Annotated in this window: 25 protein-coding genes; 13 read left to right on the forward strand and 12 right to left on the reverse strand. The window is 66.2% G+C overall.

Annotation, left to right across the window (positions count from 1 at the left end):
* The 5 genes from ACIPG5_RS20545 to ACIPG5_RS20565 form a co-directional block, all read right to left on the reverse strand.
* On the reverse strand, positions 1 to 853 hold an 853-nt coding region (locus tag ACIPG5_RS20545; RefSeq protein ID WP_401377673.1), incomplete at its 3' end, for a type VI secretion system Vgr family protein.
* A gap of 167 nt (positions 854 to 1020) precedes the next feature.
* Complete coding sequence (locus ACIPG5_RS20550; protein ID WP_401377675.1) at positions 1021 to 1755, reverse strand: DUF2063 domain-containing protein; 735 nt, start codon at positions 1753 to 1755, stop codon at positions 1021 to 1023.
* Positions 1748 to 2587 (reverse strand): DUF692 domain-containing protein, encoded by an 840-nt coding sequence (locus ACIPG5_RS20555; protein WP_401377678.1) that lies wholly within the window; start codon positions 2585 to 2587, stop codon positions 1748 to 1750. Before ACIPG5_RS20555 ends, ACIPG5_RS20550 begins: the two co-directional genes overlap by 8 nt.
* Before the next feature lie 65 nt (positions 2588 to 2652).
* Positions 2653 to 3117, reverse strand: a complete 465-nt coding sequence (locus ACIPG5_RS20560; RefSeq protein WP_401377681.1) for a hypothetical protein — start codon at positions 3115 to 3117, stop codon at positions 2653 to 2655.
* A gap of 184 nt (positions 3118 to 3301) precedes the next feature.
* Positions 3302 to 4078 carry an IclR family transcriptional regulator gene (locus tag ACIPG5_RS20565; protein ID WP_176517598.1) on the reverse strand — a complete coding sequence of 259 codons (777 nt, stop codon included), beginning with the start codon at positions 4076 to 4078 and terminating at the stop codon, positions 3302 to 3304.
* Between the two features lie 124 nt (positions 4079 to 4202).
* On the opposite strand from ACIPG5_RS20565, the gene ACIPG5_RS20570 reads away from it, so the two are divergent.
* Together ACIPG5_RS20570 and ACIPG5_RS20575 are read left to right on the forward strand one after the other, a co-directional pair.
* Positions 4203 to 5627, forward strand: a complete 1425-nt coding sequence (locus ACIPG5_RS20570; protein WP_401377684.1) for an amidase — start codon at positions 4203 to 4205, stop codon at positions 5625 to 5627.
* Positions 5628 to 5716: 89 nt separating this feature from the next.
* The gene (locus tag ACIPG5_RS20575; protein ID WP_401377687.1) at positions 5717 to 7027 is read left to right on the forward strand and encodes an MFS transporter; all 1311 of its coding nucleotides are present in this window, start codon (positions 5717 to 5719) and stop codon (positions 7025 to 7027) included.
* A gap of 8 nt (positions 7028 to 7035) precedes the next feature.
* Here ACIPG5_RS20575 and ACIPG5_RS20580 read toward each other — a convergent pair whose 3' ends face one another.
* Both ACIPG5_RS20580 and ACIPG5_RS20585 read right to left on the reverse strand, forming a co-directional pair.
* Positions 7036 to 7800, reverse strand: a complete 765-nt coding sequence (locus ACIPG5_RS20580) for a hypothetical protein (protein WP_286911932.1) — start codon at positions 7798 to 7800, stop codon at positions 7036 to 7038.
* A 103-nt stretch (positions 7801 to 7903) separates the two neighbouring features.
* Positions 7904 to 8785 (reverse strand): LysR family transcriptional regulator, encoded by an 882-nt coding sequence (locus tag ACIPG5_RS20585; RefSeq protein ID WP_176517594.1) that lies wholly within the window; start codon positions 8783 to 8785, stop codon positions 7904 to 7906.
* A 95-nt stretch (positions 8786 to 8880) separates the two neighbouring features.
* Here ACIPG5_RS20585 and ACIPG5_RS20590 point away from each other — a divergent pair, with 95 nt between their 5' ends.
* The 7 genes from ACIPG5_RS20590 to ACIPG5_RS20620 all read left to right on the forward strand — a co-directional run bounded on the left by ACIPG5_RS20590 (position 8881) and on the right by ACIPG5_RS20620 (position 16421).
* Entirely contained in the window at positions 8881 to 10323 is a 1443-nt protein-coding gene (locus ACIPG5_RS20590; protein WP_401377691.1) for an aldehyde dehydrogenase family protein, read from the forward strand.
* Between the two features lie 12 nt (positions 10324 to 10335).
* Positions 10336 to 11322 (forward strand): dipeptidase, encoded by a 987-nt coding sequence (locus ACIPG5_RS20595; protein ID WP_176517592.1) that lies wholly within the window; start codon positions 10336 to 10338, stop codon positions 11320 to 11322.
* A gap of 52 nt (positions 11323 to 11374) precedes the next feature.
* Complete coding sequence (locus ACIPG5_RS20600; RefSeq protein WP_401377694.1) at positions 11375 to 12925, forward strand: BCCT family transporter; 1551 nt, start codon at positions 11375 to 11377, stop codon at positions 12923 to 12925.
* Between the two features lie 27 nt (positions 12926 to 12952).
* Positions 12953 to 14647 (forward strand): hypothetical protein, encoded by a 1695-nt coding sequence (locus tag ACIPG5_RS20605; protein ID WP_401377697.1) that lies wholly within the window; start codon positions 12953 to 12955, stop codon positions 14645 to 14647.
* A 2-nt stretch (positions 14648 to 14649) separates the two neighbouring features.
* Entirely contained in the window at positions 14650 to 15336 is a 687-nt protein-coding gene (locus tag ACIPG5_RS20610) for a DUF3726 domain-containing protein (protein WP_401377906.1), read from the forward strand.
* Positions 15337 to 15360: 24 nt separating this feature from the next.
* The gene (locus ACIPG5_RS20615) at positions 15361 to 15735 is read left to right on the forward strand and encodes a RidA family protein (RefSeq protein ID WP_401377700.1); all 375 of its coding nucleotides are present in this window, start codon (positions 15361 to 15363) and stop codon (positions 15733 to 15735) included.
* A 302-nt stretch (positions 15736 to 16037) separates the two neighbouring features.
* Positions 16038 to 16421: a tautomerase family protein gene (locus ACIPG5_RS20620; RefSeq protein WP_176517588.1), complete on the forward strand. Its 384-nt coding sequence runs from the start codon at positions 16038 to 16040 to the stop codon at positions 16419 to 16421.
* A gap of 12 nt (positions 16422 to 16433) precedes the next feature.
* Here the strand turns inward: ACIPG5_RS20620 and ACIPG5_RS20625 are convergent, their stop codons facing one another.
* Positions 16434 to 16595, reverse strand: a complete 162-nt coding sequence (locus tag ACIPG5_RS20625; RefSeq protein WP_286911926.1) for a DUF2986 domain-containing protein — start codon at positions 16593 to 16595, stop codon at positions 16434 to 16436.
* Between the two features lie 69 nt (positions 16596 to 16664).
* Between ACIPG5_RS20625 and ACIPG5_RS20630 the strand changes: the two genes are divergently transcribed.
* Both ACIPG5_RS20630 and ada read left to right on the forward strand, forming a co-directional pair.
* A complete protein-coding gene (locus ACIPG5_RS20630) occupies positions 16665 to 17279 on the forward strand; it encodes a DNA-3-methyladenine glycosylase 2 family protein (RefSeq protein WP_314615424.1) in 615 nt (204 codons plus the stop codon).
* A 79-nt stretch (positions 17280 to 17358) separates the two neighbouring features.
* Complete coding sequence (gene ada / locus ACIPG5_RS20635; protein ID WP_401377705.1) at positions 17359 to 18435, forward strand: bifunctional DNA-binding transcriptional regulator/O6-methylguanine-DNA methyltransferase Ada; 1077 nt, start codon at positions 17359 to 17361, stop codon at positions 18433 to 18435.
* A gap of 45 nt (positions 18436 to 18480) precedes the next feature.
* Here ada and ACIPG5_RS20640 read toward each other — a convergent pair whose 3' ends face one another.
* From ACIPG5_RS20640 to ACIPG5_RS20650, 3 genes are all read right to left on the reverse strand, one after another.
* On the reverse strand, positions 18481 to 19407 hold the full coding sequence (locus ACIPG5_RS20640; protein WP_401377708.1) for an ABC transporter substrate-binding protein: 927 nt from the start codon (positions 19405 to 19407) through the stop codon (positions 18481 to 18483).
* A 21-nt stretch (positions 19408 to 19428) separates the two neighbouring features.
* Positions 19429 to 19821 (reverse strand): RidA family protein, encoded by a 393-nt coding sequence (locus ACIPG5_RS20645; RefSeq protein ID WP_401377711.1) that lies wholly within the window; start codon positions 19819 to 19821, stop codon positions 19429 to 19431.
* A gap of 81 nt (positions 19822 to 19902) precedes the next feature.
* A complete protein-coding gene (locus ACIPG5_RS20650) occupies positions 19903 to 20544 on the reverse strand; it encodes an HD domain-containing protein (RefSeq protein WP_176517582.1) in 642 nt (213 codons plus the stop codon).
* Between the two features lie 132 nt (positions 20545 to 20676).
* Between ACIPG5_RS20650 and ACIPG5_RS20655 the strand changes: the two genes are divergently transcribed.
* Positions 20677 to 21648 (forward strand): GlxA family transcriptional regulator, encoded by a 972-nt coding sequence (locus ACIPG5_RS20655; protein ID WP_401377714.1) that lies wholly within the window; start codon positions 20677 to 20679, stop codon positions 21646 to 21648.
* An 11-nt stretch (positions 21649 to 21659) separates the two neighbouring features.
* Here ACIPG5_RS20655 and ACIPG5_RS20660 read toward each other — a convergent pair whose 3' ends face one another.
* Positions 21660 to 22931, reverse strand: coding sequence for a RidA family protein (locus tag ACIPG5_RS20660; protein WP_401377717.1), 1272 nt, complete (start codon positions 22929 to 22931; stop codon positions 21660 to 21662).
* Positions 22932 to 23268: 337 nt separating this feature from the next.
* On the opposite strand from ACIPG5_RS20660, the gene ACIPG5_RS20665 reads away from it, so the two are divergent.
* A complete protein-coding gene (locus tag ACIPG5_RS20665) occupies positions 23269 to 24303 on the forward strand; it encodes a L,D-transpeptidase (protein WP_401377719.1) in 1035 nt (344 codons plus the stop codon).
* The last annotated feature ends 54 nt before the right edge of the window (positions 24304 to 24357 follow it).

The following is a 24357-nucleotide window of genomic DNA, read 5'->3' on the forward strand; positions in this document are numbered from 1 at the left end:
GCTCGGCGTAGGGCTCGGCGTAGCGGTAGCTTTCGCCGTAGGTGGTGGTGGCGCCACGGCTCTGGTCGACCTCGCCATCGAGAAACGCGCGGGCCGTGAGGTGCTGGTAGCTGCGCATGTTGATGCGCTGCTCCACCACCTGGTGGCGCGCCTGCAGTGCCCACACCGCATCCTCGCCGGTGCTGCTCAGGCCTGACGGCGGCCGGCACGCCAGCGCGAGGCCGAACTGGTAGCGGCGCTGGTCATCGTGGAACTCGACCACGTCCAGGCGCAGCCGGTCATCGCTGCTGAAGCGGTACCAGATGCCGACGTCGGCCAGCAGCCGGGTGATGAACGCCAGGTCGCTTTCGCCGTACTGCATCACCTGCTCGCGGCGGGGGTATTCGCGCACCAGGTCGAAGTGAAAGTGCTGGCCCTCGAACTCATGGCGGCTGCGCAGGATGTGCTCGACGATTTGTGGCACCGACTGGTGCTGGTAGATACGGTATTGCTGGCCGCGGCCCAGCAGCGCCAGGCGCGGCTGCAAGGTCAGCTGATAGCGGGCTTCGTCCCGCGAGCTGGACAGGCGCTCAAAGCCGGTGACCACGCCATGCACGGTGCGCAGCGGTTTGATCTGGGGTGCGGGCAGGCCCAGCAGGGGCAGCTTGCTGGGGAGTGGGTGCAGGCTGAAGGTGGCGCGTTTGCCGAGCATGAGCTCGACGGCGATGTCCTGTTCTGCCGAGGTGAATTCCACGCGGTAGAAGAAGGGTTCGCTGAGCTGCTCCCTGCCTTCGAAGGACAACACATCGAGTGCTGCGGCCAAACCCTCCACTGCCAGTTTGTGCTGGCTGTGATCAAAGACGCCTTGCGACATTTTTCGAAACTCCACTGCAGTGAAGTTCCGAACCCTGGCGCACATTCTTTGGTGGGGCCACCCTTCCAGGGAAATATAGACAGCTCCTACATCTGACTGAAAATTGTCCTACATAAAGGTTACATCCTGCGCCGAAAACCAGGGCCAAGTTCTGGCCCTTCCCACACTTACTGCGCCAGGGCAACCACCACGTTTTGGGCCCGGAAAGCATTCAACAAAGCCAGCCCCTGCTGCTCGATCTGCGCCAGTTCAACGCCAGCCCTGTGCGCCAGGGCAGCAAGGTGCTCACGGCCACTGCATCGCTGCTGCTGCAACGACACCAGTAGCGCATGGGCCAGCGGCGCCAAACGCGAGAAGTGCACCTGAAAGTCGGCGCCCCGGTACGCCAGCAGCAGTGTCGGCGCCTGTGGCGCCTGCCGTGGAATGCTCCCAGGGCCGATCTGGCTGACCGGCCAGGCATAGGCCAGCGGCATGGCCAGCCCGGACAGCACCGGCACGTCATCGAGCACATCGGCACTGGCATCATCCTTAGGCTCGCAAACATCGCTCAGCAGCAACGCGGTCTCGACCCATTCGTAATGGGCCAACTCCGCCACCCACCCCGGTAGGTCCGCGCGAGCTTGCAGATAGTCCAGCAACTCCCCCGCCACCTCCGTGAACAAGGGCGTGGTGCAACGATGGTCGGCGTAAAAGCCTTCAATCAGCGCTCGCCACCGCTCAGGCCCCAGGCTCGCCTGCAGCACCGGAAAACTCCCCGTCAGTAACGTCAGCACGTTGCCAAAGAACAGTCGCCGATACACCGCCAGGCGCCGGGCTTCGATCCCCGGCGGCGGTGGGTTGCCCTGCGGGTCGCGGATGTGGCGGCTCATGCACAGCTGCTGGGCTTGCAGGGTGTCAGCCATGGCGCCGCTGCCTTGCCGGAGCCTGCAAGGTGCGGATGTGCTGCACCTCGCCCAGCAATTCGGCCAGCGGCGGCAGGTTGAAGTCGCGCTCCAGCAACGTCGGGCGCGGGCCCAGGTATTGGTAGGCATCGCCGAGCAATGCCCAGACATCGGCCTGGACGCTGGCGCCATGGGTGTCGATCTTCAGCCCCGGCGCTTCGTCGTAATGCCCGGCCACGTGCAGGCAGGCCACCCGCCCAGGCGGTAGGCGGGTGAGAAACTCCGTGGCGTCATAGCCGTGGTTGCAGGCATTGACCACCAGGTTGTTGATGTCCAGCAGCAGGTCGCAGTCGGCTTCGCGGAGCACGGCCTGAAGAAAGTCGATCTCGCTCATCGCCTGGTAGGGCGCGGCGTAGTAGGAAATGTTCTCCACGGCGATACGCCGGCCCAGGGCATCCTGCACCTCAAGGATGCGCCGGGCGGTGTGGCGCACGGCTTCGTCGGTGAACGGCAGCGGAATCAGGTCGTAGAGGTGGCCGTCATCGGCGCAGTAACTCAGGTGTTCGCTGAACAGCGGCACGCGATAGTGATCGAGAAAGCCACGGATCTGGCGTAAGAAAACGTGGTCGAGCGGCGCCGGGCCCCCGAGCGAAAGCGACAGGCCGTGGCAGGCCAGCGGGAAGCGCTCGGCCAGTTGCGCCAGGCCCTGGCCATAGGCGCCGCCGACACCGATCCAGTTGTCTGGCGCACATTCGAGAAAGTCCACGGCCCCGGCGTCCAGGGTCAGCAGTTCGGGCAGCAGGGCTCGACGCAAGCCGAGGCCTGCGCCCTGCAGCGCGGAGGGTGTGTTCATGGGGCAAGCTCCTGGAGGGTGGAGTGTCCTCCCCGGCATGGGCCCGGGGAGGACGCCAGCGAAGGTCAGTCGCGGGCCTGGCTCAGCTTGCTGTAGAGGTCGCTGGGGAACGGCTTGCCGTTGGCGTCGAACTGATGCTTGCGAAACTGATAGACCTCGGCTTCGGAAAAGTAGCCGTCGTGATTGGCGTCGATCGCGTCGAATTCGGCATTGGCGCCCGGGGCCTTGGCCAGCAGTTCGGCGCGCGAGACGCGGCCATCGTGGTCAGTGTCAGTGCGTGCGAACGAGGCGTCGCCGCACTTGCCTTCGCCACACTTGCCCTCGGCCTGGGTGGCTTTTGCCGAGGCGCCGCTGGCCCCGCATTTGCCTTCGCCGCATTTGCCCTCCCCGGCCTTTTCTGCGGCGGCCAGCTGATAGCCCTGGGGCAGTGGCTCGACGGCAAAGGCCGAGGGCGTGAGGTTGATGCCGCCAAGCAAGGCGATGCTCAGCAGGCCGAGGCGGGTCTTGGTGGGGCGTTGGATACGGGACATAGGCTGCTCCTGAATGGTTCGGTCATGCCGCAAGGGCGAAATGGGCCTGGCAACGCAGCCGTCTGGCTGGGCGTTGGGGCTGGCTCATTTGGCCTCAGGCCTGTGTCCGGGGCGTATCAGGATGCAGCGGGTTTTGTAAGCGAACGGCTCATGCAGGCGGCGTGATACACGGTGATACACCGGCTCAGCCGAGGGTCACCGCCTGGCTCACTTCCATCAGCAGCGGCACCAGCTCCTGCTGCACCTTCTCCACCGGCCAGGCACTGAGCTGGGCGGTGATGTTGATGGCCGCCACCACCTGGAAGTGCACGTTGCGGATCGGCGCGGCGATGCCCACCTGGCCGACCAGCACCTGCTCGCGGGTCATGGCATAGCCGTTGCGGCCGGCTTCCTGCACCCGTTCCAGCAGCACCTGGCGGTCGGTTTCGGTGTGGGCGGTGTAGGCCACCGGCGCCACCTCGGCCAGGCTCGCCTGCACCCGCGCAGGCGGCAGGTCGGCGAGCAGCACGCGCCCGGCCGACGTGCACCAGGCCGGCATGCGGCGGCCGGGCAGCATTTCTGCGTGGGTCTGGTTGGGGCCTGGAATGCGCATGACGTAGACGATGTCGTGGCCGCTGAGCACGGACAGGTTGACAGTCAGGTTGCAGCGCTCGCGAATCAGTTTCAGCGCCGGCAGCGCGCGGCTGATCAGCGGCGAGGCATTGAGGTACAGAAAGCCCAGCTCCAGCGCCTTGTGGGTGAGGCTGTAGCGCCGCGAGCGTTCGTCCTTGGCCAGGTAGCCCAGCTCGCACCAGGTGTGGGTGAACCGCTGGGCCGCGCTCTTGGTCATGTCGCAGGCCTCGGCCAGCTCGGTCAGGCCCAGCGAGGGCTGGCCGTCGCGGAAGATTTCCAGCACGCGAATGCCTTTTTCCAAGGTTTCGATGAACTGCGGGTGCTGCTGGCGCGGGTCTTTCTCGCTCACGTGGCGGTGCCTCCATTCGGGTGGCCAAGCATAGGCCATCTTGACCGCTGGGCGCGACCTGGCATATACATAGTATCACCCAACAATAATTAGTATTGCATAGCGATACGTTAAGGAGATTCGAATGCCTGGTCAACCCTCCTCCAACCTGGCCACCCGGCCCGCCTGGGAGCTGGCGGCGCAGATACGCGCAGGGCATTTGTCGGCGCGTGAGCTGACCGAGGCGTGCCTGGTGCAAGTCGAACGGCACAACACGGCGCTCAATGCCCTGGTCACCGTCGATGCCGAAGGCGCCCTGGCCAAGGCCGCGGCTGCCGACGAGCACCAGGCCAAGGGCGGTGCGCTTGGCCCGCTGCATGGTTTGCCAGTGGCGCACAAGGATTCGTTCCTCACCGCCGGCATGCGCACCACCTGGGGCTCGCAAGTGTATGCCGAGCACGTGCCCAGCCAAGACTCGCTGATCGTCAGCCGCCAGGCCGCAGCCGGCTCTATCCTGGTGGGCAAGAGCAACCTGCCGGAGTTCGGCGCCGGCTCGCAGACGTTCAACCAGGTCTTCGGCGCCACCCGCAACCCCTACGCCCCGGCCATGACCTGCGGCGGCAGCAGCGGCGGCGCGGCGGTGGCCCTGGCCACGGGCATGGTGGCCCTGGCCGACGGCAGCGACATGGGCGGCTCGCTGCGCAACCCGGCGAGCTTCTGCAACATCGTCGGCCTGCGCCCCTCCATCGGCCGCGTGCCGAACTGGCCGAACAGCAACAGCTTCGGCCAACTGACGGTGGCCGGCCCCATGGGCCGCTGCGTGGCGGACGTGGCCCTGCTGCTGAGCGTGATTGCCGGAAAAGACTGCCGTGACCCGCTGTCCCTGCAATCAACAACGCTGCCCCTGGACGCGCAGCTGCAAGGCGACTGGCGCGGTGCACGCATCGCCTACAGCCCGGACCTCGGCGGCCTGCCCGTGGAGCCTGAAGTACGCGCCGTGACCGAAGCCGGCGTGCGCCGCCTGGCCGACCTGGGCTGCAGCGTGGAGCTGGCCGAGCCGGACTTCAGCGGCGGCGCCCGCGCCTTCCAGGTACTGCGCGCGCTGACCTACGCCAGCGGCTACGGCCATCTGCTCGCCAGCCACCGCGCGCAGCTCAAGGACACCGTGGTGTGGAACATCGAGCAGGCCGGCCAGTTCACCGCCCAGGACGTGATCGATGCCGAAGCGGTACGCGCGCGCCTGTTCCGCGACACCCAGGCGCTGCTGGAGCGGTACGATTTCCTGGTGGCGCCGGTCAGCCAGGTGCTGCCGTTCCCGGTGGAACAACCCTTCGTCCAGCAGATTGGCGAGCAGCCCATGCACACCTACATCGACTGGATGAACAGCTGCTCGCTGATCACCCTGAGCGGCCACCCCTGCCTTTCGCTGCCGTGCGGCTTCAGCGAGCAAGGCCTGCCGGTGGGGCTGCAGATCGTCGGCCGCTACCGCGACGAACAACGCCTGCTGGCTTTTGCCCAGGCACTGGAAACGCTCAACCGCCCCTATGTAGACCGCCCGCTGGCGGGCTGACCCGCAACGCTGGCAAGGCGCGACAGACGCACACACAACGCCGGCTTGATGCCTTTTGAACAATGCCAATAACAGTCAAAGGAAGCCCCATGTCCACTTCACCCCACGCATCGCCCACCCGCGCGCGGCAACCGATTCGCGCGGCCGCCGGGTCGTTTCTCGGCACCCTGATCGAATGGTTCGACTTCTATATCTACGCCACCGCCTCGGCGCTGATCTTCAGCCATGTGTTCTTCCCCGGCAGCAGCCAACTGGTGGGCACCTTGTCGTCGTTCGCCACCCTGGCGGCGGGCTTTCTCGCCCGGCCGCTGGGTGGGGTGATCTTCGGCCACCTGGGCGACCGCTTCGGGCGCAAGTATTCGCTGATTCTTACCCTGGTATTGATGGGAGTTTCCACAGTCGGCATCGGCCTGCTGCCTTCGTTCGAGCAGGTCGGCTTGCTGGCGCCGGTGCTGCTGGTGGCCCTGCGCATCCTGCAAGGCATCGCCGTGGGTGGCGAATGGGGCGGCGCGGTGCTGCTGGCCAGTGAGCATGCGCCCGAGGGCAAGAAGAGCTTCTACGCCTCGTTCGCCCAGCTGGGCAGCCCGGCGGGCCTGGTGCTGTCGCTGATGGTGTTTCGCCTGATCACCGAACTGCCCGATGCCGACCTCTACAGCTGGGGCTGGCGCCTGCCGTTCCTGGGCAGTGTGCTGCTGTTGCTGCTGGCGTTCGTGATCCGCCGCGGCGTGCACGAATCGCCCGAGTTCGAAGCCCAGGCCAAGCAGGAAAAGCCCGAGCAGTCGCCGGTCAAGAGCGTGGTTCGCGATGCCTGGCCGTTGATCCTGCTGGTGATGGGTGCCTGCTCCATCGGCATTTCCTCGGCCTACTTCACCAACACCTTCATGATCGCCTACGCCACCCAGTACCTGGGCATCAAGAGCTCGGTGATCCTCGAGTGCCTGTCGGTGGTGGCCATCGTGCAGCTGATCAACCAGCCCATCGCCGCGTGGCTGGCGGACAAGGTCGGCGCCGGGCGCTTCCTGCTGCTGACCTCCGCCGCCAGCATGCTGGTGCCCTATGCCATGTTCAGCCTGGTGGCCAGCGGGCAGAACAGCATGATCATCCTCGGCATTTCCCTGGCCAAGGTGTTCTCCTCGGCGTTCTACGCGGTGATCGCCGGCTATATCGTCAACGTGTTCCCGGTGTACCAGCGCTATTCGGGGATCTCGCTGGCGTACCAGGCCTGCGGCGCATTGATCGGCGGCACCACGCCGATGGTCGGCACGCTGATCGCCGGCCAGGCCGCAGGCCAGTGGTGGCCGCTGGCGCTGTTCTACTCGCTGCTGGCGTTCATCTCGTTCGCCTGCGTGCTGCTGCTGATGCGCCGCCGCAGCCCGCTGCTGCAGCCCAGCTACGCCTGAAGCACGCCTTAGCGCCGGTCCAGCAGGCGCGCCAACAGGAAGGTCGCCGCCACCGCCAGCACCACGGCGGTGGCGATCGATGGCAGCGTGCCCCAGGTTTCGATCGAGGCCTTCACGGCCAGGTAGAAGCCCAGCACGCCCACCGCACCAATGGCATTGCCGCGCACGATCGCCCCCAGCTCCTGGTGCCCGCCCTGAACGTGGGCGAACACCGCCAGCGGCCAGGCAATCACCGGGATCGGCGCCAGCAAGCCACTGGCCACCGGCCCCAGCCACTCGGCACTGGCCGTGATCGCCACCAGCAGCAAGGTGGCCGTGAGCATGCGCATGGGGATGACCCAACGCGGCAACGCCACCACCTTGGGCGGGGCACTGTCAGCCTTGGGCCGGGTGACCACGATGATCACGCTGAGCAGCGCCAGGGTCACTGCAACAGAAGCCGCCAGCACCCCCAGCCGGCTCATCAGCCAGGCACTGACCGCGTACACCGCCAACGCCGCCAGGCAACCGATGAGCGCCGAAACCCGCCGCGTCACCAGGAAGTAGAACAGGTAGGTGGCCTGAACCGCAGCCAGCCCCGCCAAGGCCCCGGGCACAGCCTGCAAGGCGAACCCCGCGCCCTGCTCCAGGCTCAGAAACAGGATCACCAGCGCCGAGGTGACCGGCAGGCCCGAGAGCAGGCCGCCAATCTTGGTGCCCCAGCGCTTGGACGCCAGCGAGATGGCCAGCATGAGCGTGGGGGTGATGAGGAATTTCAGGTAGAAGGCAGTCATGAAAGGCACGGCAGGCTCTGGGACACGGACCGGCATCATACCTCAGCAAAGCAGCGGCACCGATGCCGACAGCCTGCTCAGCCATGCCGCCAACGGCTGAACGTCAGCCCGCCATCTGCGCCTGCAGAAACTCGCGCAGCGCCTGCGCGGCCGGCGACAGGCTGCGCCCCTTGCGAGTCAGCAGGCCGATCTGCCGTTCGACCTTGGGCGCCGCCAGGGGCAGGAAGGCAAGTTTTTCGTTCTCCTGGGGGAAGGCCAGGTAAGGCAAGGTGCTAATGCCCACGCCCTGCTCCAGCATGGCGATCAGCGAAATCATGTTGGACACGAACAAGCGGCTGTGCGCCAGCAGCGCCTCGGCCTCGCTGCCCTCCAGCAGCCGCGAGGTGCCGTTGCGCACCATCGCCAGCCCCTGCAGCTGCGACCAGTGCAAGGGCGCGCCGGCCTGCGCCAAGGGGTGGTCGGCGCGGCACACCACGCCCACCTGGTCGTGCAGCAGCGGCGCGAAGTCGAGCTGCTCATCCTGCGCCCACAGGCTGCTGATGCCGAAATCCACCTGCCCCTGGGCCAGCAGCTGTTGCACCCGCTCGGCCGTGGCGTCCTGGATGCTCACCTGCACGTTCGGGTGCTCGGCCACGAAGCGCGCCAACGGCCCCGGCAGCAGGCGGCTGGCCACCGAGGGCACGGTGGCGATGCTGACCTGGCCGATTTCGTGGTGGGCCAGCAGGGTCACCTCGCGGGCGATGCGGTCGTGGTGTTCGAGCAGGCCGCGAAACAGCGGCAGGCAGTGTTCGCCGAAGGGCGTCAGCTCCACCCGGCCACCGCCCTTCTCGACCAGGGCCTGATCGAGCTTCTGCTCGAGCTCGCGCACCGCCAGCGAGATTGCCGGCTGGGTGCGGCAGGCCTGGCGGGCGGCGGCATGGAAGCTCTTGAGTTCGGCGACCAGCACGAAGTAGCGCAGCTGGGCGATTTTCAGCTCGGGCAACATGGTTAGCGTTCCTTATCAAAGCATTTTTTTTATTAATTTTTATTTGCCCCATATTGCTCGCAAGATGAACGCCAGGCAAACAGAGGCTTTCATCCATGTCACACAACACCTACAAGAACTACATCGATGGCCAGTGGTGCGAGGGCCAGGGCTGCATCGCCAACCACAGCCCCTCCGACACCCGCGACCTGATCGGCGAGTACCACCAGGCCACCGCCGAGCAGGCCCTGCAAGCCATCCAGGCCGCCCGCGCCGCGCAACCGCAGTGGGCCGCCAGCGGCCTGGAAGCCCGCCAGCAGGTGCTGATGGCCATCGGCGACGAGCTGATCGCACGCAAGGCCGAGCTCGGCGAGCTGCTCTCGCGTGAAGAAGGCAAGCCGCTGGCCGAGGGCATCGGCGAAGTGCAGCGCAGCGGCCAGTTCTTCCACTACTACGCCGCCGAAGTGCTGCGCCAGATGGGCGAAACCGCCAGCTCCGTGCGCCCCGGCATCGACATCGAAGTGCACCGCGAGCCGGTGGGCGTGGTCGGCGTCATCACCCCGTGGAACTTCCCCATGGCCACCGCCGCCTGGAAGATCGCCCCGGCCCTGGCCTTCGGCAACGCCGTGGTGTTCAAGCCGGCCAACCTGGTGCCGGCCAGCGCCTGGGCGCTGAGCGAGATCATCAGCCGCCAGGGCCTGCCCCATGGCACCTTCAACCTGGTCATGGGCAGTGGCGCCAGCGTCGGCGAAACCCTGGTGCAATCACCCGATATCGACGCCCTGACCTTCACCGGCTCGCTGCAGACCGGCCGCCGCGTGGCCGTCGCCACCGCCGCCAACCTGGTGCGTTGCCAGCTGGAAATGGGCAGCAAGAATGCCCTGGTGGTGATGGATGACGCCGACCTCGAGCTGGCGGTGGAATGCGCGCTCAATGGCGCGTTCTTCGGCACCGGGCAAAAGTGCACCGCCTCCTCGCGGCTGATCGTCTGCGACGCCATCCACGACCGCTTCGTCGACGCGCTGCGCCTGCGCATGCGCCAGCTCAAGGTCGGCCACGCCCTGCACGCCGGGGTGCAGATCGGCCCGGTGGCCGAGGCCCGGCAACTGGAGCAGAACCTGGAATACCTGCGCCTGGCCCAGGCCGAAGGCGCCACCTTGATCGAGGGCGGCGAACGCCTGCAGCTGGAGAGCGACGGCTACTACATGCGCCCGGCGTTGTTCGTCGATACCCGCAACGACATGCGCATCAACCGCGAGGAAGTGTTCGGCCCGATCGCCTGCGTGATCCGCGTCAGCGGCTTCGAACAAGCCCTGGCCACGCTCAACGACACCGCCTACGGCCTGACCGCCGGCATCATCACCCAGTCCCTGCGCCATGCCAGCGAATTCAAGCGCCGCGCCCAGACCGGCTGCGTGATGGTCAACCTGCCCACTGCCGGCACCGACTACCACGTGCCGTTCGGCGGGCGCAAAGCCTCCAGCTTCGGCCCGCGCGAGCAAGGCCAGTACGCCCGCGACTTCTACACCGTGGTCAAGACCACCTACCTGCGGCCCTGAAGGATGACCAGCATGAACGACCTCCTGATGATCGACGGCCTGCAGTACTCCAACTGGAGCCCGGAAATATTCCAGCAGATGCAGGCCGGTGGCCTGAGCGCGGTGCACGCCACCATCGCCTACCACGAAAACGCCCGCGAAACCCTGTCGCGCCTGGGCGAGTGGAACCGCCGCTTCGAGACCTGGCCCGAGCTGATTCGCCCGGTGCGCAGCGCCGGCGACATCCGCCTGGCCCAGCAAGAAGGCCGGGTGGGCATCTTCTTCGGCTTCCAGAACTGCTCGCCGATCGAGGACGACATTGCCCTGGTCGAGGTGTTTCGCCAGCTCGGCGTGTTCGTCATGCAGCTCACCTACAACAACCAGAGCCTGCTCGCCAGCGGCTGCTACGAAAGCGAGGACAACGGCATCAGCCGCTTCGGCCGCCAGGTGATCGCCGAGATGAACCGGGTCGGCATGCTCATCGACATGTCCCACAGCGCCGAACGCAGCACCCTGCAAGCCATCGAGCTGTCCAGCCGGCCGGTGATCGTGTCGCACGCCAACCCGGCAAGTTTCCATGCCGCCAAGCGCAACAAGTCTGACGCGGTGCTGCGCGGCATCGCCGAATCCGGCGGGCTGCTCGGCTTCAGCACCTACCCCTTCCACCTCAAGGACGCCTCGGCGTGCAGCCTGGAAAGCTTCTGCGACATGGTCGCGCGCACGGCCGACCTGATGGGCGTGGAGCACATCGGCATCGGCACCGACCTGTGCCAGGCGCAGCCGCTGGCGGTGCTGGAATGGATGCGCAACGGGCGCTGGAGCAAGGACAAGGACTACGGCGAGGGCTCCAAGGACAACGCCAACTGGCCGGCGCCGCTGCAGTGGTTCCGCGACAGCCGCGATTTCCCCAACATCGCCCGGGGCCTGCGCGCCCGGGGCTTTGCCGAAGACGATGTACGCAGGATCATGGGGCTCAACTGGCTGCGCCTGCTGGAAACCGCCAGCACGCCGCACGCCTGAGCCGCGCACGGACAGCATCGACAATAACAACAAAGCAGCTTCCGGAGGCTTCATGAAAAACCCCACCACCCTGCCGGCCGAAGGCCAGGCCCTGGGCCTGCCGCTGGCGCGGGACATCGACTGGCCGCTGTTTCTGATCAGCGGCGGTTTCCTGGCCGCGTTCCTGGTTGCGGCGCTGGTCGACATCGACGCGGTGTCGGCGCTGGTCAACACGTTGTTCGCCTGGTCGACGCGGTTCTTTGGCCTGTACTGGCAGGTGCTGATGCTGGCGACCTTCGCGGTCAGCCTGGTGATCGGCTTCTCGCGCTGCGGGCGGGTGCGTCTGGGCGGCGTCGAGCAGCGCCCGGACATCAGCACCTTCAACTGGATCGCGGTGATCATGTGCGCCCTGCTCGCCGGTGGCGGCGCGTTCTGGGCGGCGGCCGAGCCGCTGATGCACTTTGCCAGCCCACCGCCGCTGTTCGCCGGCGTGCAGCCGCACAGCGAAGCAGCAGCCACCGCGGCGCTGGCGCAGTCGTTCGTGCACTGGGGCTTTCTTGCCTGGGCCGTACTCGGCAGCCTGCTGGCGATCGTGCTGATGCACCTGCACTACGACAAGGGCCTGCCGCTGGCCCCGCGCACCCTGCTCTACCCGCTGTTCGGCGAGCGTGCGCTGAAAGGGCCGATCGGCACCCTGGCCGACGCCACCTCGATCATCGCCGTGGTCGCCGGCACCATCGGCCCGATCGGCTTTCTGGGCCTGCAGATCAGCAGCGCCATGCACGCGGTGTGGGGCGTGCCCAATGGCATCGTCACCCAGTCGCTGACCATCGTCCTGGTCACGGCGATGTACACCGTGTCGTGCCTGGTGGGGCTCAAGGGCATCCGTTTCGTCAGCGAGATCAACGTGTGGCTAATGATCGGCCTGGCGCTGTTCATGGTGCTGTGCGGGCCGACGCTGTTCATCCTCGGCGGCTTCCCGGCGGCCTTTGCCCTGCACGTCGAGCAGTTCATCCCGATGACGCTGTTCCGCGCCGACCCTAAGTGGCTGGACTGGTGGACGGTGTTCTACTGGGGCTGGTTCATCGGCTATGCCCCCATGGTGGCGCTGTACGTCGCGCGGATCTCGCGGGGCCGCACCATTCGCGAGATCATCATGACCTTGTCGATCATCGCCCCGCTGGTGACCATGTTCTGGTTCACCGTGGTCGGCGGCACCGGCATCGGCCTGGAACTGCAGACCCCCGGCATCGTCACCGCCCATGGCACCCAGGCCGAGGACCTGCTGCTGGGGGTGACCCAGAACCTGCCGTGGGGCGGCCTGATCAGCGCGCTGTTCCTGTTCCTGAGCTTCATTTCGGTGGCCACCAATGGTGATGCCATGGCCTTCACCGTGGCCCTGGCGATGTCCAGCAACGACAAACCGAAGAAATGGCTGTGCGGCTTCTGGGCCATCGGCATGGGCCTGGCGGCGGTGGTGCTGATCACCATCGGCGCAGGCGGTGTCACGGCCTTGCAATCCTTTATCGTCATCACCGCGGTGCCGGTGTCACTGGTGATTCTGCCAGCGTTGTGGGATGCCGTGCGCATCGCCCGGCACATGGCCCGCGAACAAGGCGTCTGAACCATGATGCATGCAGGTACAACAACAATGAGCAACCCCGCGTTCGCACCCACAGGGCTGCGCCCGGCCAGCCAGGTCATGGACCTGGCCCGCCTGGGCAGCCACTTCCAGAGCCCCTTGAGCTTCGTGCGCAGCAGCCTGCGGCGGATGATGAACCAGCGCTGGCAGATCAGCCGCAGCCGCTTCGACCTCGACGGCAACGGCTTCGGCACCGCCATCTACCGCATCGACACGCCCAACGCGCACTACCACTGCGTGATCTTCTCGGCCTACCTGCCCCCGGAAAAGCGCAGCGACCGGGTGATCGCCGACCAGTGGGACGTGGCCTTCGTGCTGCTGGCAGGTGACGTCGACGCGGCGCAACTGGCCGACCTGCAGCGCAATGTGCCGCTACAGGAAGCCGGCCGCTTCGATGCCCGGGTGCTGGTGCTGTCGCGGGCCAACCGCAGCCTGCGCAACTTCGACCGCTTCCTCGCGGCGCTGGCCGAAGGCAACCAGCCCGACCCGCGCCAGCTGGCCGAAGTCGGCTACCTGTACCGCACCACCGCGGTGTACGGCAATGGCAAGTTCGGCATCGCCGACTTCGCCTGCCTGCAGGGCAACCCGGACTTCGACCAGCCGTTCAGCGCGCAGATGTTCACGGTGTACCTGCTGCGCCATTTCAGCATCGAGCAAATCGAGCACATGGCCCGCGCCCTCGCCCCACAACGGGCGGTGCCGCTGGCGCCGGCGCTGCAGCGTTACCTGGGGGTCGGCAATGCCACCGGGCTGGGGATGGCGCCGTTCCTGATCAACCACCCGCAGCTGGTCGAACGCTGGATCGCCACGCGCGAAGGCGCATTGGCCCTGGTGCTGGCACAAGCCGCGAGCCCTGAACGGCTGGCCCGCCTGCGCGATTTGCTGGCCAGGGCCCAGGCGCACCTTGCACAGACCTGCACCGAAGACCAGCGCCAGCACGAGCAAGACCTGCGCACCCTCGCCGAGCTCGCCCGCCTCGGCGACTGGCTCGACACCCAAGCCTGCAGCGCCGGCCTCTGGCAGCGCCTGCAGGGCTGGAGCGAAGCCCAGGCCGGCGTGGGTTGCCAGGAGCTGCTGGTCAGCCTGCTGCTGGAGCTGTACCCCGAACAGGTCACGCCGCTGGCCGAGCAGATGGGCGTGGTCGAAGGCTGCCAGCTGGATGCGCAGATGCCGCTTGCGCAGCTGCGCGAGCTGATCGAACAGCACTATGCCTGGGCCTTGGCCTACGACTTCAGCGCCGTGCAGGCCGAGCACTTCTTCTGGTACCGCTCTGCGGAAAAAGAAGAACCCCGCCTAGGCATGCGCCACCAGGAGCCGGGCGCCGAGAAGGAAATGCAGCTGGGCATCGCGCGCAATATCCAGCGCTGCCACAGCGCCCTGCTCGCCCACCTGGGCACCCAGCCCCAGGCGCTGACGGCGCATTTCCTGATCGCCCAACCCGGCTTCAAGGGCACGGTCCGCCGCCTGCAAGGCATGGCGCGCACCGCCTATGGCGAGATCCGCGCCAACCTGCTGGCCGAGGGCATGCTGCCGATCCACCTGCTGCGCTGCAAGCTGGCGTTCTTCGGCGCTGGCAAGTTCGACCCGAAATCCAGCCGCTGGGTGCGCATCACGCTGTTCCAGGGTGCGCCCCTGGTTGCCGACATCGGCCAGCCGTTCACCGATGACTGGAATTTCGCGGTGATGCCGCAGGAGGGTGTGTGACCATGCGCGTATCGCTCAACGAGATCCAGGTGATGTGCCGCAAGGCCTTCGAAGGCATGGGCTTTGCGCCCGGTGACTGCGAGGATGCCGCCGAGCTGGTCGGCTGGCTGCACCTGCAAGGGCTGGACGGCGTCGGCACGCTGGCCAAGGCGCTGGATTACCTGCACAGCGAAGCCGCACGGCCCTACAGCCTGTGCCATGAAGACAGCGCCCTGCTGGTGATCGACGCCCAGGGCCAGAGCGTGCTGCGCTGCGCCGCCACCGTGGTGGAGCTGGCACTGGGCAAGGCCCTGCGCGACGGCCAGGCCGTGCTGCGCATCCAGCAGTGCCACAACCGCCTGCTGTTGCTGGGCTACCTGAGCCGGGCCGCCGAACGCGGCCTTGCGGTGCGCGCCCAGTGGGGCGATGCACGCCAGCGGCATGTGGCGACGTTCGCCGCTGGCGCCAGCTGCCCCGCCCTGCACAGCGAAACCGCCGAACCTTGCGCAGAACAAAGCATCACCGTGCTGTTCAGCCGGCCGCCGCAAGCCGCCACGGCGGCGGTCACCCGCGTTGGCACGCTGAGCCAGGGCTTCGTGGTGAGCGAGCAGACCTGGCAGCGGCTGCAGCAGTTCGCCGAACAGATCCTGGTCGAGAGCACCGAAGCCTCGCGCCGTCATGGCGCCGGCGGCGGTAGCGATGCCGACTGATTGCCAACCTTCAGGAACCCTTCAATGAAACATGCGATCAAGACCGACCTGTATGCCTCCAAGGCACCGCTGGAATGGGCGGTGGTGGGCAATGGCACGCTGTACACCGCACAAATCCCGATCGACGCCCAGGGCCAGGTGGTGCCCGGCGGCATCGAGGCCCAGACCCGCCAGACCCTGGACAACCTGCGCCACACTCTGGAGGTGGCGGGCGCCTCGCTGGACGACGTGACCCAGGTGCTGATCTATGTGACCGACCGCAGCTATCTGGCGACGGTCAACAGCCTCTATGGCCAGTACTTCCAGCCCCCCTACCCCAACCGCGCCGCCGTGGTGGTGGCCGGGCTCGCCCGCGAAGAGATGCTGGTGGAGCTGGTTGTCTACGCTTGTGTGCCTTAGCCCACAAGCAAGGGTCGCACACTTCTCCTGTGGGAGCCGGCTTGCCGGCGATGAGGCCAGGGCAGGCAACCCTGAGCGTCTGCTCGGGCCCCATCGCCGGCAAGCCGGCTCCCACAGTAGGTGCAACGCACACGCTTTTGGATAGTACTGCCACCCGCCGCAGCGTTCCCCATCGAGAGCCCACAAGCCAAGGCTCCCACAGGAAGAGCAGCGCGCACGCTTTTGGATAGTACTGCCCCACCCAGCTATCGTTACTGTCGCACTGCCAACCCACAGCAGCGTTCCCCTTCGAGGAGCCCGACATGCCACTGGTACGCATCGACATCAGACGCCAGCCCAACCCCACCCACCTGCAGACCCTGGGCAAGGTGGTCTACGCCGCCATGCGCCAGACCATCAACGTGCCGGAGCACGACAACTTCCAGGTGCTGACCGAACACGACAGCGACAAGCTGGTGAACGACCCACACTACCTGGGCATCCAGCGCACCGAGGCCCAGGTGTTCATCCAGATCACCCTCAACGAGGGCCGCACCCTGGAGCAGAAGAAAGCGCTGTACCTGGCCATCGCGCAAGGGCTCGAGCGCGAAGCCGGCGTGCGCCCGGAGGATGTGTTCATCAACCTGGTCGAGGTGCGCAAGGAGAACTGGTCGTTCGGCAACGGCATCGCCCAGTACGCGAACTGACCGCCGCAGGCGTCACTCTTGAACGACAGCGTTGCCGTCGAGGGCGGCCTGTTCGGCCATTTTCAGGCGCTCGGCCTTGCAGATGTACTTGGGTTTGCTGCGCGGGGCCAGCTTGGCGCTGGCTTTCTTGGCGTGGGCTTGCATCAGCTGTTTGATTTTCTTGCGGCGGTTCATACGGAGCTCGGTAAAAAAGAGATACGCTTGCAGCCTACACTGTTAACGCTGGCTGTTGGAGCGCCCGCCGTGACTTATGCAAATGCCGCCCTGTTCCTGCAGGGCCTGGACGACGAATGGGCGCGCCACATCAGCGCCATCGGCCCCTGCCGCCATGAAACCAAACCGGCCCGCGAGCCCTACGAAGCGCTGATTCGCGCCATCGCCTACCAGCAACTGCACGTCAAGGCCGGCGATGCGATCCTGGGGCGGTTTCTTGCGCTCTATCCAGGCCAAGCATTCCCCGCTGCCGACGCCTTGCTGGCCACGGACGCCGAACGGCAAAGGGCCTGCGGCTTTTCCGCGAACAAGCTGGCGACTGTCCGCGCGATTGCCCAGGCGCGCCTGGATGGCGTGGTGCCGACGCTGGCCGAGGCCCAGGCGATGAGCGACGCCGAGCTGGTCGAGCGCCTGGTGTCGCTGCGCGGTGTCGGCCGCTGGACGGTGGAAATGTTCCTGATCTACAGCCTGGAGCGGGCCGACATCCTGCCGGTCGACGACTTTGGCGTGCGCGAGGGTTACCGGCGCCTCAAAGGCCTGGAAAAAGCCCCGACGCCGCGCCAGATGCGCGAAATCGGCGAACCCTGGAGCCCCCACCGCACCACCGCGGCCTGGTACCTGTGGCGCGTGCCCCAGGCCAGGTGAATTCAAGCGCAAGAACCGGAGTGCTTGCGCGGCGAGGGGTTCATAGACTGGCCCCACTCCCCCTTAGCGAGATTGCGCCATGAACCTGCCCAAGCCGTCGAGCGCCCCTTTCAACACGGATGAACAACGCTGGGCCGCCGTGCAGGCCCGCGACCCCGCCGCGGACGAGCATTTCGTGTATGCCGTGCGCACCACCGGCGTTTACTGCCGGCCCAGCTCCAGCGCGCGCCGCCCCAAGCGCGAAAACGTCGTGTTCTTCAACGACGCAGCGCAGGCCGAGGCCGCCGGTTTTCGGCCAAGCCTGCGCGCCTCGCGCGACCAGACCGGCGCCCGCGAACAGCGCGCCGCGCTGGTGGCCAAGGCCTGCCGGCTGATGGACGCCTCGCCCACGCCACCCACGCTCGACGAACTGGCGGCGCAACTGGGCCTGAGTGCCTTTCACTTCCACCGCCTGTTCAAGGCCGAAACCGGCCTGACGCCAAAGGCGTATGCCTCGGCCACCCGCGCCCGCAAGCTGCGCGAAGAACTGGGCCAGGGCGAAACCTCGGTGACCGACGCCATCTACGGCGCTGGCTTCAATTCCAACAGCCGCTTCTACGCCACCTCCGAGCAACTGCTGGGCATGCGCGTGAAGGCCTACCGGGATGGCGGCGTGGGCACGGCCATTCGCTTTGCCATCGGCGCCTGTTCGCTTGGGGCGATCCTGGTCGCCCAGAGCCAGCGCGGCATCTGCGCGATCCTCCTGGGCGAAGACCCGGAGGCGCTGCTGACCGATCTGCAGGACCAGTTTCCCAAGGCCCAGCTGATTGGCGCCGACGCGCAGTTCGAAGCCCTGGTCGCCCAGGTGGTGGGCTTCATCGAAGCGCCCTCGCTGGGCCTGAACCTGCCCCTGGACATCCAGGGCACGGCGTTTCAGGAGCGCGTCTGGCAAGCGCTGCGCGAGATCCCGCCAGGTGCGACGGCCAGCTACAGCGACATCGCCGAACGCATCGGCGTGCCCAAGGCCGTGCGGGCGGTGGCCCAGGCCTGCGCGGCCAACCACATCGCGGTGGCGATCCCCTGCCACCGGGTGGTGCGCCGTGATGGCGACATCTCGGGTTATCGCTGGGGCGTGGAGCGCAAGCGCGAGCTGCTCGATCGCGAGTCCGGCCATTGACTGCGCCACGGCTGTGGCGGCTGCTGGGCAATGACGGCAAGCCCCTCAATCCGCCGCCTGCAATGCCTTGAACTGCTCCCCAAGCGCCAGCGCCACACGGCCGCTGGCCGGCGTGGGCATCAGGTGGGTGAACGGGATGTCGATCATGCGCTGCTCGCGCACGGCGCGCAGGCGCGACAGCACCGGGTCACGCAGCAGCAGTTGGCGCTTGCGGCTGGCGGGCGACCACACGGCGTCGGCTAGCAGGATCACGTCCGGGTCACTCAGCAACAAGGTCTCGCGGCTGGCGTTGACGCGGTACAGGTCGATGTCGGCAAACACATTTCGCGCCCCGGCAGCCGCCAACAACTGGGTGACGAAGCCGCGCTTGCCCTGGCTGTCGAGGCCTTTGATTTCGCTGTCCAGGTAGAACACCGACAGCGGTTTGCTGGCGCTGCCCAGCGCCCGGGCGCGGGCCAGGTCGCGGTCCATGGAGGTGATCAGTTCGCCGGCCTTCCGTTGCCGGCCCAGCAACGCCCCCAGGGTGGCCAGGTCGTGACGCACATGGCCGAAGTAATCCAGCGAATGGCCGTCGCACGCTGACTCCAGCAGGTAGGAGGCAATGCCATTGGCGCCCAGTGCGCTTCTCGAGGTGATGCCGGCGCCGAACGCCGAAGCGAAACCGCCCACCACCAAGTCGGGCCTTTGCGCGTACAGCACTTCGCTGGCCGGGTACTCGCGGGCGATCACCGGCACGCCGGCGTACTGCCCCTGGCGCCAACCCGCGCCATTGTCATCGAGGTAGGCCACGCCGACCAGCGCAGGGCCGGCGTCCAGCGCCAGCAGCAGATCGGCCGCATGCTGGTTGAGGGCAACGATGCGCGAAGGTGGCGACGGGGGCAGGCTCCACTGCTGCGCGCAGTTGCGGTAAGTGCCGGCCACGGCCGGCACGGTGAAAAGCGCTGCAAGCAACAGCCCCCAAGCCTTACTCATGGAATTTGCTCTCCAAAAGCGCTAGCGCTGCACGGCAATGCACTTGATCTCCACCAGCAGGCCCGGCCTTGCGAGTTCACTGACGCCTATGCACGTCCATGCACAGGTGCCCCTTGGAAAGACCTGATCCTTCACACGCCTGAAGGTTGGCATGTGGCGGTGCATGTCGACGTGATAGGTCGTCATCTCCACCACATCTTCAAAGTTGCAGCCACCGGCGCTCAAGACCAGCCGCAGGTTTTCCCATGCGGCCAGAAACTGCTGCTGCGGGTCTTCGATGACTGTCAGCTGCGCGGTACGCCCTACCTGGCCTGCGCAGTAGAGCGTCTTGCCAACTTTTACCGCTGGGGCGTAACCCGCCTGCTCGCTAAGCAACTTCATCTGCTCTGGAATGATGATCTGGCGATCGGTCATGGCCTGGCTAACTCAGGAAATGGACGGATGGCAAACCTACGCGACTACGTGCGTGCCGTCCATGCATGTGCGCGCCAGCGTTCAACTGGGCCAGCACGACTGGCGAATCACGCTGCAGAAGTTGCCAGGCCGAAAGCCCGGCTCCTTGTCCGCGATCACATCGGCCTTGACGTTGCCGAAGGTGGTCTGCGGCTTGTGCCGGATGCCTTCGTAGAAAGCCTGGATGATCGCTTCCTTGAACTGCTCGCCACGTGGGTGCGCCTGCACCACGGCCTCTCGCGCCGCACTGCCGAGCCCTTCGTGGTGCAGGCCGAGCACGTCGGTTTCGACACCTGCGGTCACCAGCGCAATCAGCGGGTGCATGTGTTCCGGGATGCCGGGCGTGGTGTGCAGGGCAATGGCCGTCCAGACCCGCTCGACATCGCGCTCGTCGACGCCGTGGCGCTGCAGGAAATCGCGCGCGGCGTTGGCCCCGTCGACCTCGAAGCGGCAGCAATCGCTGCTGTGCGAGTGGGTCAGGCCCATGTCATGGAACATGCAGCCGGCGTACAGCAGCTCGCTGTCGTATTTCAGCCCCAGGCGCTGGCCGGCCAGGGCGGCGAAATAGAAGACCCGGCTGGAATGGTGGTAAAGCAGCGGCGATGCCGTGTCGCGCACCAGCTCGGTGATTTCTCGCGCCATGGCGCTGTCGGGGATGTGGATACCGGCAATGGATGTGGACATGTGCGTACCTCGGGTGGGTGGATGACCCGTCCAGTCTGCTGGTCGCCGCCTATGTCCTCAATTGACTTGACCAGTCAGATACTGCCATTGTCGGCGCCATACAGCCTTGCCCGCGCCCCTTGAGAAACCGCCATGCCCAAACAGCCGATCACCCTTGCCATCCTGGCGTTGCCGGGCGTTCAACTGCTCGATGCCTGCGGCCCGCTCGATGTGTTCGCCGAGGCCAACCGGCAGCTCGGCCATCAGGCCTACCGCCTGCTGTTGCTGGCCTGCGAACCGGGGCCGCTGGTGAGTTCCTCGGGCACGCGGCTGCTGGCCGATGGCTGGATAGGCGAGGCGCTGCCGGCGCTCGACACCTTGCTGGTGGCGGGCACCCCGCAGGCGGCCGAGCAGTACCTGCGCCCCGGCATTCTCGATTGGCTGCGCCAGCGCGCAGGCGCCTGCCGGCGCTACGGCTCGGTGTGCACCGGGGCCTTTGCCCTGGCGGCTGCGGGGCTGCTGGATGGGCGGCGGGTGACCACCCACTGGTCGGTGGCGGCGCCGCTGGCTGCGCGCTATCCCGCGGTACAGGTCGATGCCGATGCCATCCAGGTGCACGACGGCAAGCTGCGCACCGCAGCCGGGGTAACCGCCGGGCTGGACCTGGCCCTGGCCCTGGTCGAAGAAGACCTGGGCCACGAAATGGCCAAACAGGTTGCGGGGCATCTGGTGATGTACTTCAAGCGCCCGGGCGGGCAATTGCAGTTCAGCCGCCAAGGCGCCAGTTCGCCGGCCGGGCGTTCGGCGCTGCAGGGCCTGCAGCGCTACATCGCCGCCAACCCGGCCGAGGGCCATGGCATTGCCGCCCTCGCCGCCCGTGTCGGCCTGAGCCCGCGGCATTTTGCCCGGGTGTTCCACAGCGAGGTGGGCATGACCCCGGCGGCCTGGGTCGAACTGGCCCGGGTCAACGCCGCCAGGGCGCGCCTGGAAGCAGGCCGCGAAGCGCCCAAGCAGGTGGCGGCCGCCTGCGGCTTTGCCAATGCCGACACCTTGCGCCGCGCCTTCGTCCGCCACGTCGGGGTAACGCCTGCGGAGTACCGCAAGCGCTACGGACGCGTGGGCTGAAGGTTCGCCGGCTACTGGCCTGGCGGGGTGCCTTCAGCGTTTGCCAGCACCACATCGACTTGTACCCGCGCGTTCTCGGGCAGCGCGGACACGCCAACCACCCTGCGTGCAGGCACGCCATCGGGGAAGAACGCCGTGTACACCTCGTCCACGGCGGCAAGGTCCTGGATATCGGCAAGGAAGACGTTGACCTTGACCACATCACTCAGGGCGTGGCCGATGCTTTCGACAATCGCCTTGACGTTGTTCAGGCATTGCTGCGTTTGCTCTTTCACACCCCCGCTCACCAACTTCCCGGTACTGGGGTTCAAAGGCAGTTGCGCAGAGAGGTGGTTGTAGTGCGAGAAGGCGACCGTTTGCGTGGACAGCGGGTGCAGGGGCGCATGGGGCGTGTTGTTTGCCTTGATGACAATCCCGTGGCGGTCTTCGACAACTTGCGGTGGCGTGCCATCGCCGTGGGAGATGACGGCTTCTATCTGCACCAGCGCATCCATGGGCAACCCTGAGGCCACCACGACCGTGCGCGCGGGGAAGTAACCGACTGCCCTGGCAATGGCCGAGTCGGGGAAGAAGGTCTTGTACACCTGGTCGACCTGCGCGAGGTCCGAGAGGTTTTTCACGAAGAGGGTGATCTTGACGATGTCATCGAAAGGCACGTCCATGCCTTCGAGGATCGCCTTGATGTTTTTCAGGCACTGCGCCGCCTGCTCCTTGGCCCCGCCTGCCACCAGCTTGCCGGTTTGCGGGTCGATCGGCAGTTGCGCAGACAAGTTGTTGTAGTGCGAAAAAGCCACGGCCTGCGCGGACAGTGCGCTTGCCGGCGCACGCTCGGTATTGCACACCGTCTTGATCAGGTCGCCGGCCTGGGGGGCGTTGGGGATCGTGCCGACGCCATTGGAAAGCAAGGCTTCCACTTGCACCAGGGCATCCATCGGCAATGCGGCAACCGCGACAGTCGTCACCACCGGCACATAGCCTGGGAAATAGGCCGAATAGACGCTGTTGACGACTTCGGCATCGGCCATGTTGCGCAGGAAGATGCTGAGCCTGACCACATCCTCCAGTGTGTGGTCGACGCTTTGCACCACGGCCTTGATGTTCTTGAAACACTGCTCCGCCTGCGCCTTCACACCCCCTGCCACCACGGCACCGGATGCGGGGTCGATGGGTAACTGGGCGCTAAGGTTGTTGTAGTGCGAGAACGCGACACTTTGCGAATAAGGGCCAATGCCTTCTGGAGCATTGCCGGTATTTCTTGCCAATACGGCGTTGTAGCCACTCATGCTAGTACTCCCATCTTTCTGGATTTCACAGATTGAGTGGCAAGCAGATAATCCATTGCGCGATCGAAGGCTGCCACTGTGGGGCCGGGCGACTGGTTCACTGCCTTGAGGGCGGGTGAGCGAGTGTCAGGAGGGATGAAGCAGGGCAATTGTAGTGAGCGCTGGGTATCGCGCCATTGACCGGGCGCAATAATCGAAGCGAAGTGGCTGGCTGACAGATTGATTTGGAATAACTGCAATAGCGCGGGTGTGGGATTAGTTGGCAAAACTGCACTGATTTGCCGGATAACGAAGGTTGCGATTAAGCTGCGCGCATGGCGCCATGAGGATGGAATCGATGTTGCGTGTATCGCTAGGAATGGCTTTGTTACTTGCCGGCGCACTGGCCACGGCAGCCCCACTCAAGGTGCCCAGCCCGGCCCAGCTCAGGAGCCAACTCGACAGCCTCAAGCCGGGCCAGTTTCTCTGGTACCCGCAAGTCTCGCCGGTGGGCCCGGTCACGGTGGTGATCAGCCTCACCGAGCAGCGTGCCTACGTCTATCGCAATGGCATCGCCATCGGCGTCAGTACCGTGAGCAGCGGCAAGGCCGGGCGCGAAACCCCCACCGGGGTGTTCAGCATTCTGCAGAAGAAGGTCGAGCACAAATCCAGCCTCTACAACAGCGCCCCCATGCCCTACATGGAGCGCCTGACCTGGGACGGCATTGCCCTGCACGCGGGCCATCTGCCGGGCTACCCCGCCTCCCATGGCTGCGTGCGGCTGCCGATGGAATTTGCCAAGAAGCTGTATGAGGTCACCGGGTTCAGCTCGACCACCGTGATCGTCTCCGACACCCACAGTGCCCCGGTAGAGGTCTACCACCCGGGCGTGCTGGCGCCGACGGTCAGCGATGGCAAGGCCCAGGGCCCGCTGGTGTTGAACAACCAGCAGTTCTGGAACGACCCCGACCCTGCCGCCGGGCCGCTGTCGATCCTGATCAGCCGCGCCGACCTTCGCGCCTACGTGTTTCGCGGCGGCCAGCTGATTGGCTCGGCGCCGGCCCTGACCCTGGAAAGCAGCCGCCATCGCAGCGGCATGGCGGTGTATTCGCTGCTGCAAAAACCGTCTGCCCTGGCACTCGACGGCGCGCTGCCGTTGCGCTGGTCGGTAGTGGGCCTGAGCAACCCGGAGTACGGGGACACGCCCTACGAGCAGCTGGGGCAGTTGAACATGAGCCCGGAATTTCGCCATCACCTGCGTGCGGCGATGGACGTCGGCACCATGCTGGTGATCACCGACTGGGCCTCCACCCGCGATACCCGCAGCAACGGCCAATTCACCGTGATCAGCACCGACGACGGCGAGGATGCTAAGCCATTGGTCAAGAAATGATCGGCAAACCTGTGAATTTCAAGCAAAGTAGCGGCCTTTGGCCTTCAATCAAGC

This window comes from Pseudomonas sp. NPDC087029 (assembly GCF_044745345.1).
Taxonomy (GTDB): Bacteria; Pseudomonadota; Gammaproteobacteria; order Pseudomonadales; family Pseudomonadaceae; genus Aquipseudomonas; species Aquipseudomonas faucium.

Excerpts from the sequence above, each read along its gene's own strand:
- ACIPG5_RS20550 (WP_401377675.1), bottom strand. The coding sequence starts at position 1,755 with ATGGCTGACACCCTGCAAGCCCAGCAGCTGTGCATGAGCCGCCACATC.
- ACIPG5_RS20555 (WP_401377678.1), bottom strand. The coding sequence starts at position 2,587 with ATGAACACACCCTCCGCGCTGCAGGGCGCAGGCCTCGGCTTGCGTCGA.
- ACIPG5_RS20560 (WP_401377681.1), bottom strand. The coding sequence starts at position 3,117 with ATGTCCCGTATCCAACGCCCCACCAAGACCCGCCTCGGCCTGCTGAGC.
- ACIPG5_RS20570 (WP_401377684.1), top strand. The coding sequence starts at position 4,203 with ATGCCTGGTCAACCCTCCTCCAACCTGGCCACCCGGCCCGCCTGGGAG.
- ACIPG5_RS20575 (WP_401377687.1), top strand. The coding sequence starts at position 5,717 with ATGTCCACTTCACCCCACGCATCGCCCACCCGCGCGCGGCAACCGATT.
- ACIPG5_RS20580 (WP_286911932.1), bottom strand. The coding sequence starts at position 7,800 with ATGACTGCCTTCTACCTGAAATTCCTCATCACCCCCACGCTCATGCTG.
- ACIPG5_RS20585 (WP_176517594.1), bottom strand. The coding sequence starts at position 8,785 with ATGTTGCCCGAGCTGAAAATCGCCCAGCTGCGCTACTTCGTGCTGGTC.
- ACIPG5_RS20590 (WP_401377691.1), top strand. The coding sequence starts at position 8,881 with ATGTCACACAACACCTACAAGAACTACATCGATGGCCAGTGGTGCGAG.
- ACIPG5_RS20595 (WP_176517592.1), top strand. The coding sequence starts at position 10,336 with ATGAACGACCTCCTGATGATCGACGGCCTGCAGTACTCCAACTGGAGC.
- ACIPG5_RS20600 (WP_401377694.1), top strand. The coding sequence starts at position 11,375 with ATGAAAAACCCCACCACCCTGCCGGCCGAAGGCCAGGCCCTGGGCCTG.
- ACIPG5_RS20605 (WP_401377697.1), top strand. The coding sequence starts at position 12,953 with ATGAGCAACCCCGCGTTCGCACCCACAGGGCTGCGCCCGGCCAGCCAG.
- ACIPG5_RS20610 (WP_401377906.1), top strand. The coding sequence starts at position 14,650 with ATGCGCGTATCGCTCAACGAGATCCAGGTGATGTGCCGCAAGGCCTTC.
- ACIPG5_RS20615 (WP_401377700.1), top strand. The coding sequence starts at position 15,361 with ATGAAACATGCGATCAAGACCGACCTGTATGCCTCCAAGGCACCGCTG.
- ACIPG5_RS20620 (WP_176517588.1), top strand. The coding sequence starts at position 16,038 with ATGCCACTGGTACGCATCGACATCAGACGCCAGCCCAACCCCACCCAC.
- ACIPG5_RS20625 (WP_286911926.1), bottom strand. The coding sequence starts at position 16,595 with ATGAACCGCCGCAAGAAAATCAAACAGCTGATGCAAGCCCACGCCAAG.
- ada (WP_401377705.1), top strand. The coding sequence starts at position 17,359 with ATGAACCTGCCCAAGCCGTCGAGCGCCCCTTTCAACACGGATGAACAA.
- ACIPG5_RS20640 (WP_401377708.1), bottom strand. The coding sequence starts at position 19,407 with ATGAGTAAGGCTTGGGGGCTGTTGCTTGCAGCGCTTTTCACCGTGCCG.
- ACIPG5_RS20645 (WP_401377711.1), bottom strand. The coding sequence starts at position 19,821 with ATGACCGATCGCCAGATCATCATTCCAGAGCAGATGAAGTTGCTTAGC.
- ACIPG5_RS20650 (WP_176517582.1), bottom strand. The coding sequence starts at position 20,544 with ATGTCCACATCCATTGCCGGTATCCACATCCCCGACAGCGCCATGGCG.
- ACIPG5_RS20655 (WP_401377714.1), top strand. The coding sequence starts at position 20,677 with ATGCCCAAACAGCCGATCACCCTTGCCATCCTGGCGTTGCCGGGCGTT.
- ACIPG5_RS20660 (WP_401377717.1), bottom strand. The coding sequence starts at position 22,931 with ATGAGTGGCTACAACGCCGTATTGGCAAGAAATACCGGCAATGCTCCA.
- ACIPG5_RS20665 (WP_401377719.1), top strand. The coding sequence starts at position 23,269 with ATGTTGCGTGTATCGCTAGGAATGGCTTTGTTACTTGCCGGCGCACTG.